This is a genomic window from Pseudomonas sp. RW10S2 (genome assembly GCF_014268985.1).
GTDB lineage: Bacteria > Pseudomonadota > Gammaproteobacteria > Pseudomonadales > Pseudomonadaceae > Aquipseudomonas > Aquipseudomonas wayambapalatensis.
In genome coordinates, this window is the sequence record NZ_JABWRO010000170.1 from 1 (window position 1) to 8,969 (window position 8,969).

Genomic DNA, 8,969 nt, shown 5'->3' on the forward strand with positions numbered 1-8,969 from the left:
CACGCTTGCTCCTGTCACGCTGGTCAATCTGTCCAACTTGTGCAGTTGGCTCTTTGCGACCGCAACGATGCCTGCGGTTGTGCTGTTTGCACGTCATCGCCCGAAGCAAAGGGTGGATCAAGTAACGGTCGTGCAGATCCCCTGGACACCAAGCGGAGCCAGAACGCATTCGTTCGAGGTGGCCCCAAGCGATGTCATCAAGTTGACCTTGGGAGAGATTGAGAGGCAGCCGCTCAAGCTAAAAGCCGCTGCTGTAGGACGTCGCCGTGATCTGATGCTGCTGACGGACCTGACATCGACGCATCAAAGCTTGGGCGATCAATTCGCCTCGCTCAATACCAAGTTCAGTGATGGGTTAACGCAAGGAAAATCAGCGAACCAGACGCGCGACGCGCGCGAAATGAAGGGCTTGGAATTCCTTCAGACCAACGACATGCAGCACTTCCATATCCCGCGCAATCTGCCGGTATATGACCAATCGTCGGCGCAGTGGCCGCGCTCACGTGATACCTACCGCGCGCCGCTACTCATCGTCAAAGAGATGGTGGTCGGGCATCCGCGAGCATTGGTTGCAGTAGCCGATCGCGATCTTGTGTTTTCGGATTCGTTTTTCGCTGCGTCGCTGCCTTCAAGTCACAAGCAATCCGCACATCTCCTTGCCACAATTCTGAGTTCAGCGCTTGCATCGTGGTTCTTCGGCCTGACGGCATCCGAATTCGGCATCTACAAGCGAAAGCTGTTAATGCGCGATGTCGGATTTCTACCGGTTCCCGATTTGCGTGGTGCGGCAAAGTCAGAGGCTGGGAAGCGCCTACTAGACCTTGAGAAAGTGCTGCGAAAGCAGGAACTTGGGCTACAAGAGTGGCGTGCCGTAGATGAGGCCGTCTTCGATCTCTACGAGCTCGGTGATACCGCTCGCGTCGTCGTTCTTGATGGCCTGCTGCGTGCTGGTTGGCAGTGGGAAGAGGGCCGCGAGGCCTCGGTGGTTCCGTCGGACAGTCGGTCTGAGGTGGCGGCGTACGCCCAGACGTTCCTGTCTGTAATGAACGGTTGGTTCGCTGCGCGCAAGAAGCGGCACATGCGTGCCGAAGTGATGGATTTGCCAAAGGGCGCTGCACTGCGCGTCGTGCGCTTTGTTGTGCAGGACGGGCCAGGCGAAGCCAGCGTGAGTTTTGTGAACCCTCAAGGCGAGCTGAACGACGTGCTGACTCGAATTGGTCAGCGATTGAAAGTCAAGATCGCGACTGCGCTTAGCGCAGAACGGGAGTTACGCGTTCACGGTCGCAATGAGTTGGTGATCATCAAACCGGCAGGCCGGCGCCACTGGATGCGCATAGCGGCTTTGGAGGATGCCGATGCGGTCGTCGCGGAGAGTTTCCTAGGGGGCGAGATTTGAGGATTCCCTATGAGACACCTCCAGCACTCGGCAGAGAGTTCATCGAACTGGCCCCCGAGGTTGTGGCCGCAATTTTGTTGACTGTCGCGGCGGGGTGGCAACGAGCGGACAAAGCCGTTGACGTGAATGCCGACGCTGGAGAGGTTCTTATGACAGAACGTTTGCGAGATGGTATGCGCGGCGCGTTGAAGAACTCTTCATGGAGCTTGATCGTTCTGCCTGGCACCGAATCTCGATCAAAGAGTACCGTCGTATTGCCGGATGGACGCACCGACATTCCCTTGATGATGATCGAAGTTTTCCTGCGCACGCAGGAGCACGATCCTCATGCGATTATTGAATGCAAGCGGATCGCGGGCTCCGATACGCACCTGTGCCGTGAATACGTCGTCGAAGGTATAGATAGGTTCGCCAGCGGCAAATATGGTGAGAACCATGCCGTTGGCTTCATGGCCGGTTACGTCCTTTCGGGCACAGCCGGAGAAGCGGCAGAGGGCGTCAATGCGTATTTCACGCGGGTTTCGCGCACGAGTGATCGTCTTGAGCCGAGCGACATCGTCGATTCGGCAACCTGGCACAGTAAACATGCACGCGCCACGCCATCCCGTCCCATTGGCTTGCATCACGCGCTGCTCGAAATGGGAGTACCTAAGTAGCTAGCATTGTCGGGGGCATTTAGGTACCGGTGAACCTTGGGCGTACGACGGGAGAAGAGCATGGCGCAGTTCAACAATTGGTGTCTGTCCGTCGACTTGCAGATCGGAAATCACTTCCGCAGGGTGATGACGGGCCAGGCGGCTAGCCTCCCGGATGGGGTCGAGGCGACTGCAGCCATCGTGCCGGAACACTATGCTTCGGAGGAGCAAGTGGCGCGTGCGCTCGTACGTCTCGGCAAGCCGGCAGCAGCTGCGCTCATCGAAGGAAAGCTTCCCACCACGAAGGCGATCCGTTCTGGCGACCTCGGGGAAATCTATGCCACTGAATGGATCGATGCGCATAGCGGAGGCTATCACTCTCCAATCAAGCGGCTGCGCTGGAAGGATCATCGCAACATGGCGATGCGCGGCGACGATGTAATTGGCATCCTCCTAGATCCTCAGACCCAACGTCTTCATTTCCTTAAGACTGAGGCAAAGAGCCGCGTCGCGTTGACTGCTCGGGTTCTTACCGAGGCGAGGGCTGGTCTCGACAAGGATGGCGGCCTGCCCTCCGCACATGCCCTGTCCTTTATGTCGGCGCGCCTGCTCGAGTTAGACCACCTACCGCTCGCCGACGCGATCGATGACGCTCTCTTAAAGCATGGCATTCCGCCGCAGAACGTGCGGCATCTGCTTTTCACCTTTTCCGGCAACGCGCCGGATGCGTTGTTAGCCGCCTCTCTTCAGGCCTACGCTGGTCCGATTAGCCAATGGGGTGTCGGCCTGCACGTAGAAGGACACGCGGCCTTCATCGGCGCAGTCTACGATCGAGTAATCGCAGATGCCAACAACGCCTGATGCCATCGCAGCCGACATTGCGGAAGCGGCGACAGCCGGCTTCCGAGGCAGCCTCCTTGCGCGTGGCCAAGCGCGAGCGATCATCTGGCGAGACGGCGCGCTTCCCCCAGACGCGCCGGGATTCGCACCGCAGCTTAGCTACGATTTGCATTCCTATGGTTATGCCCTTTTCGGGTTGGGGCTCCGCCTGAGAGAACTCGGCGGAGACGCTACACAGGCTCGCACTGCCTTTGAGCAGGCGGCCACAGCCCTTGAGGCGGTGATCGCAAAGGGCAATCCTCAGGAAGCCGACCGCGACTTCCACTTCATCATGGCGGCGGCGAGCTACCATCTTGCACATCTTTCCGCACGTGCCTATTCGCTGCTGGCCCTGGTCGAAGCTGATGAGAATTTCTCGCCGACCGAGCGGGTTCTCGCCCTCTTGATGCGGCGCAGCTTTGACGGACTTCGCGCCATCGTACTTAATTTCCGAGCCGCTGGTGATGGTAGTGATGCCCGAATAGCTGCTGGAATCCAGGCGAATCTCGATCAAATCGAGGCTGCTGCTGTGGTGGCCGACGACGGCAATGAATTTCTCTTCGATGGTCTTGACACAGCGCTGACTGACACTTTCATGGCGGCGATGGCCCTGTTCCTGCTCGCGCTTGAACGGGGCGAGCGAGCACTGTTAGATCAAGCGCTGGAGCGGCTCCGTACGGGTCTTGCCATCTGCGGCGAGCTGAACATGCTTCCGCAATGGTGGTCGTATCGCATCGCTACTCATCTCCTTCCTGACCTTTGGGCTAACACTTTTCATGAGCGAGTTCCGCTACCGGCAGCCGGCGGCGAGGCGGCCGATTGGCCTGGGCTTCGAGAGCTCTTCATTTCGCTTTTGCAACGCCGCGCGAAAGCTGAGGTGGATCTCTGGCCATCGCAGGTTGAGGCGGCAGGCCGCGCGGTCGACCAGTCTGATGATCTCGTGGTTTCTTTACCGACTAGCGCGGGCAAAACGCGCATCGCTGAACTGTGCATCTTGCGCTGCCTTGCCGGCGGAAAACGAGTAGTCTTCATTACGCCGCTGCGAGCACTGTCTGCACAGACCGAAGCCACTCTCCAGAGAACTTTTGGTCCCCTCGGAAAGACGATCTCGGCTCTCTACGGAAGCATTGGGGTTAGCGGCTTCGACGAAGACGCGATCGGTGAGCGCGATGTCGTTGTGGCAACGCCGGAAAAGCTCGACTTTGCGCTCCGCAATGATCCGTCTCTTCTCGATGACGTAGGTTTGCTCGTCTTTGACGAGGGCCACATGATCGGGCTGAACGAACGGGAGGTCCGATATGAGGTTCAAATCCAGCGGCTTCTCCGTCGTGCTGATGCTCATGAACGGCGAATCGTCTGCCTTTCGGCCATCCTTCCCGACGGCGAACAGCTCGACGACTTTGCTGGCTGGCTACGTCGCGACCATCCTGGCGGTCTGATTAAAAACGACTGGCGTCCAACCCGACTGCGGTTTGGCGAGGTCGTCTGGACCTCGCCAAATGCGCGCCTAAATCTTCGTGTGGGCGAAGAACGTCCGTGGGTCCAGCGTTTCCTCACCGGTGAGGCTCCGCCGACCTGGGTGCCACCCAAACGTCGTCGAGCCAGGTTGTTTCCAGACGATCAGCGGGAGCTTTGTCTTGCAACGGCGTGGCGGCTGGTCGAGGATGGACAGACTGTTCTCATCTTTTGTCCGGAGCGGCGGAGCGTTGAACCGTTCGCTGATGTGATCGTCGATCTTCATGAGCGTGGGGCATTGCCATCGCTGCTAGAAGCAGAACCTGCCGTCCTCACTACTGCTATTGCGCTTGGCGAGGAGTGGCTTGGACCAGATAGTGCAATCCTCAAATGCTTGCGGTTCGGCGTTGCACTTCATCATGGCGCTTTGCCGACGGCATACCGCAAGGAGGTTGAGAGACTGCTGCGCGATAACATCTTAAAAGTCACTATTTCATCCCCGACCTTAGCCCAAGGCCTCAACCTGTCGGCCACAGCCGTGGTCATGCATTCTCTTCATCGGGCTGGCGCTCGCATTGAGATATCCGAGTTCAAGAATGTCATTGGACGAGCAGGGCGGGCCTACGTCGACGTGGAAGGCGTTGTGCTCTTCCCAATGTTCGATGACATTGCAAGGAAGCGTGGCAACTGGGAGGCGCTCATCAACGATCTCGGCGCCCGCAATATGGAGAGCGGGTTGGTACAGCTTGTCGCGGCTCTGTTGTCGCGCATGATTGCTCGCATCGGTGGCGATTTGAATCAACTCATCGACTATGTTGTAAACAATGCTGTGGCGTGGACATTCCCCGAGGTGGCAAATGAGACGGCAGAGGACCGCGCACGCGCTCTTGCAGAATGGGAGCGGCACGTCGCGACGCTCGACACTGCCGTTCTAAGTCTCATCGGTGAGAACGACATTCCGGACGACGGAGTCGAGGCGGCGCTGGACGATATTCTTCAATCTTCTCTGTGGCAGAGACGCCTTCTACGTCAGAACGAGCAGGTGCAGCGGACTCTGAAGGCGGGTCTGGTTTCACGCGGCCGCCTTATCTGGAGCCAATCGACAGCAGCGCGCCGACGTGGCTATTTTTTGGCCGGCGTTGGGTTGGGAACTGGGCAGGCGTTGGACGCCATCGCAGGAGATGCAAACCTTCTTCTTGTGCAGGCTAACGGAGGCATCCTCAACGGTGATGCCGATGCAGCCATCGTGGCGATTACGGCGATTGCAGATCGCGTGTTCACTTTCTATCCGTTTATCCCCGATCCCATGCCAGCAAACTGGCGCGACATCCTTCATGCATGGCTGCTTGGGCAGCCTCTCTTGGCGATTGCCGCTGGTCAAGAATCGGAGACACTGCAGTTCGTTGAAGGCGGGCTCGTCTATCGCTTGCCGTGGGCAATGGAGGCTATTCGTGTTCGTGCACTTGCCAACGGCGACACCATCGACGATCTTTCACTCGATGATTTCGAGCTTGGCTTGGCCGTGGCCGCGGTGGAAACTGGAACGTTAAACCGCTCTGCCGCGATCCTCATTCAGGCAGGATTCAATTCTCGGCTGAGCGCCATTAAGGCCGTGGTGGACACCGGTGCAACCTTCCAAACGGCCCAAGAGCTTCGCCAATGGCTTAGATCGGAAGGTCTCTTAGCGTGGAACGCAAGGCCCGATTGGCCGACGCTTGAGACAAAGGCGATGTGGATGGAGTTTGTGCAAGGCTTCACTCCACGCGCCAGCGCTACCTGGGCGAATAGGCGGTACTGGGTGGGCGTGACGTGGCTTGGCATACCTGCCCCGCCAGGCACCCCGGTGCACGTCCATAATTGGGCAGGTCGGCTAAGCGTACTCGGAGCAGATGGGACACTGCTTGGTACGCTGCAGGGCGTGCTCAATCCCGCCAGGGCCGGTCTTATACGCGCCCAAGTCTCTCACGATGCAGGCCGGATCGACCTGACGTATCTCGGGCCTGATGATTTAGCTGGTGCATAGGGTGCGCAAGCGATGGGTCGCAATCCCCATCCACTACCAAGGTCAGTACCGATCGGCCAGCGCTTGCGTCTGTCAGCACAAGTGCTTATGTACCCACGATTGACTTGGCAGCTTTGACCTCGGATTAGCGCTACTCTTCGCTGTCGTTGTGTTGTTCAATTTGCAGCCGGGCTCGGGCGGTCGCTTGCTGCAACCGCTCGGTCAACAACTCCCGTGGCGGCAAGTTCGTCAAATACTCGGCAACATGGATACCGGACTTATCGAGTTCCAGCAATTCGATCTGCTCGGACTTCTTTCCGGTGCAAAGAATGATGCCGAGTGGCGAAGCTTCGTCAGGCTCCCGTTCATGCTTGTCGAGCCAACGCAGATAAAGCTCCATCTGCCCCTTGTAGACGGCCTTGAACTCGCCGACCTTCAATTCCACTGCTACCAGCCGTCGTAGCTTGCGGTTGTAGAACAGCAGGTCAAGGTGAAAATCATCGTCGTCGATCTGGATGCGTTTTTGTCGAGCCACGAACGTGAAGCCCACGCCCAGCTCCAGCAGGAAAGACTCCATCTCGCGGATGATTGCCGCCTCCAGATCGCCTTCCTGCCAGGTGTCGCGCAGGCCAAGGAAGTCGAGGATGTACGGGTCACGCATGACCAGGCTGGGCGAGATGCGCTGCGCGTCGCGCATAGTCGCCAGCTCCTGCGCGATCATCGTGTCCGGCTTCTTGGATAATGCCGTGCGTTCGTACAGCATCGAGTCGATGCGTTCGCGCAGTGTCCGAACGCTCCAGCGTTCGACGCCGGCCATCTGCGCGTAGTAATCCCGCTGCATCGGCTCCTTGAGCGCCAGCAGCAGGACGAAATGGGACCAGCTCAATTGTCGCGACAGCGTCGCGACAATTGGTTCGTCCGGGAACGTGGCCGCGAACTTGACCATCCGGCGCAGGTTCTTCTCCCCGAAACCCCGCCCGTAGTCACGGGCAAGCTGCTCGGCCAGCGTCGGCAGGATTTCCTCGCCGTACCCGGCCCGCTGCCCGGCCAGGACTTCTGTATGGATGCGCTGGCCGATGCGCCAGAACAGCAAGGTCAGCTCGGCATTGACGGCTGAAGCGGCGCGCTGGTGCGACGCCTCGATCAGTGCCCGGATGTCGCCCAGCAGCGCCACCGGCGCTGCTGGAGATGCGACAGATGCCTTGCGCCGGGTCATGCCACCACCTCCTTGGCTCGTTGCATCCCGGTGATCGTCTTGCGACGATTTGCCACCAGTTCGGCCGCGTCTCGCACCGGCTTGTCCTCGGTGTGGACGTAGCGCATGAACATCACGACGGTCTTGTGCGCCGTCAGCGCCATGCCGACCTTGACCGGGATGCCAGAGTTGGCAATGTCGGTCGCCGAGCGGTGGCGGATGCCGTGCGTGCCCACGTGCGTGGCGCCAGCCGCCTTGAGCGCACGGCTCCAGCCACCGTAATACTCGCCGGTGGTCAGATGCTTGCCGGCATGACTAGGAGACGGCAGCACGTAGCGGCTACCCTCTTGCCGGGGTGCCGTCGAGAGTAGCCGATAGGCTTCCTCGCTCATAGGCTTGGACATGCCGCCGGTCTTGCTGTCAGGCCAGACCACTCGCCGGTTCTGCAGGTCAACCCAGTCCCATTCCAGCGCAATGATTTCCGAGCGGCGGCCAGCAAACTCGAATTGCAGACGGATTCCCAAAGGAATGACGTAGTTCTCCAGCCCCTCCGACTCGATCTCGTCGAGCCGCCGGAACAAGTCGCCCATCTCTTCGTCGCTGATAAGGTGAGTGGACTTTCCGGCGGGGAACATGGGGACGTGACGGCAAGGGTTGGTGCCGTCGGGCCGATAGCCCCATACCTCGGCCATGTTGAACATCTTGCGCAAGACGCTGAAGACCTTGTTCGCCTCGGTCTGCTTGTATGAGAGCTTTTCCATCAGGCCCGCGATGTCAGGACGCTTCACGTCCTGAACCTTCTTGCGGCCTAGCAGCGGGATGATGTTGCGATTGATGACGGCCTGATAGCCGGCCTGGGTACTGAGCTTGTTGCGCTTCTTAGAGTAGTCCTCCATGAACTTCGTGCATAGCTCCTTGACCGTGGGGGCTTGGCGCGCCTCCGCTTTCTCTGCGGCAGGATCGCCGCCCCTGCGGACTTGGGCCAGCCATTCCTGCGCCAGCGACCGTGCCTGTTCGACGGTTAACTCCCCGTACCGCCCTAGCGAGGGCTTGCGGCGTTCGCCGGCGTTCGTCCGGTACTGGAGCATGAACACCTTGCGTCCCACCGGGGTAATCTTGCACAGGAAGCCGGGCACCAGCGTGTCCCGGAGTTCGACGGCCTCTGCCTGGGGTTGCGCCGCATCGACAGCGGACTTAGTGAGTTTGATCTTAGCCATGATGACTCCTTGGAAAGACCCGGATTCCAAGGGCCGGATAGGAGTCAGGCGGTCGGAAGTCGGGTCAGGTTTCGGAAAGCACCGGCATATGTTGAACTCGCCTAAGTTATTGATAAACCTGCTGTATCTGGCTGTGGCGTAGTCCAGCGAATTTCGGTGCTGGAGTCATGGTGAAATAAAAAAACCCCCC

Annotated in this window: 5 protein-coding genes and 1 pseudogene; 4 read left to right on the forward strand and 2 right to left on the reverse strand. The window is 59.1% G+C overall.

The annotated features are described in order from the left end of the window. From HU729_RS24065 to HU729_RS24080, 4 genes and pseudogenes are all read left to right on the forward strand, one after another. A pseudogene (locus HU729_RS24065) lies at positions 1-1,396 on the forward strand (SAM-dependent methyltransferase); the annotation flags it as partial. Further along, positions 1,393-2,052, forward strand: a complete 660-nt coding sequence (locus tag HU729_RS24070; RefSeq protein WP_238348433.1) for a hypothetical protein — start codon at positions 1,393-1,395, stop codon at positions 2,050-2,052. The pseudogene HU729_RS24065 and the gene HU729_RS24070, both read left to right, overlap by 4 nt. Positions 2,053-2,112: 60 nt before the next feature. After that, positions 2,113-2,892 carry a Hachiman antiphage defense system protein HamA gene (locus tag HU729_RS24075; protein ID WP_186711762.1) on the forward strand — a complete coding sequence of 260 codons (780 nt, stop codon included), beginning with the start codon at positions 2,113-2,115 and terminating at the stop codon, positions 2,890-2,892. Next, entirely contained in the window at positions 2,876-6,388 is a 3,513-nt protein-coding gene (locus tag HU729_RS24080) for a DEAD/DEAH box helicase (protein WP_186711763.1), read from the forward strand. Before HU729_RS24075 ends, HU729_RS24080 begins: the two co-directional genes overlap by 17 nt. A 130-nt stretch (positions 6,389-6,518) precedes the next feature. Here HU729_RS24080 and HU729_RS24085 read toward each other — a convergent pair whose 3' ends face one another. After that, entirely contained in the window at positions 6,519-7,583 is a 1,065-nt protein-coding gene (locus HU729_RS24085) for a PDDEXK nuclease domain-containing protein (RefSeq protein WP_186711764.1), read from the reverse strand. Next, positions 7,580-8,779, reverse strand: a complete 1,200-nt coding sequence (locus tag HU729_RS24090) for a site-specific integrase (protein ID WP_186711765.1) — start codon at positions 8,777-8,779, stop codon at positions 7,580-7,582. The genes HU729_RS24085 and HU729_RS24090 overlap by 4 nt, the downstream gene beginning before the upstream one ends. Positions 8,780-8,969 lie beyond the last annotated feature (190 nt).

Coding starts and splice junctions, on each gene's coding strand:
- HU729_RS24075 (WP_186711762.1), top strand. CDS start 2,113: ATGGCGCAGTTCAACAATTGGTGTCTGTCCGTCGACTTGCAGATCGGA.
- HU729_RS24080 (WP_186711763.1), top strand. CDS start 2,876: ATGCCAACAACGCCTGATGCCATCGCAGCCGACATTGCGGAAGCGGCG.
- HU729_RS24085 (WP_186711764.1), bottom strand. CDS start 7,583: ATGACCCGGCGCAAGGCATCTGTCGCATCTCCAGCAGCGCCGGTGGCG.
- HU729_RS24090 (WP_186711765.1), bottom strand. CDS start 8,779: ATGGCTAAGATCAAACTCACTAAGTCCGCTGTCGATGCGGCGCAACCC.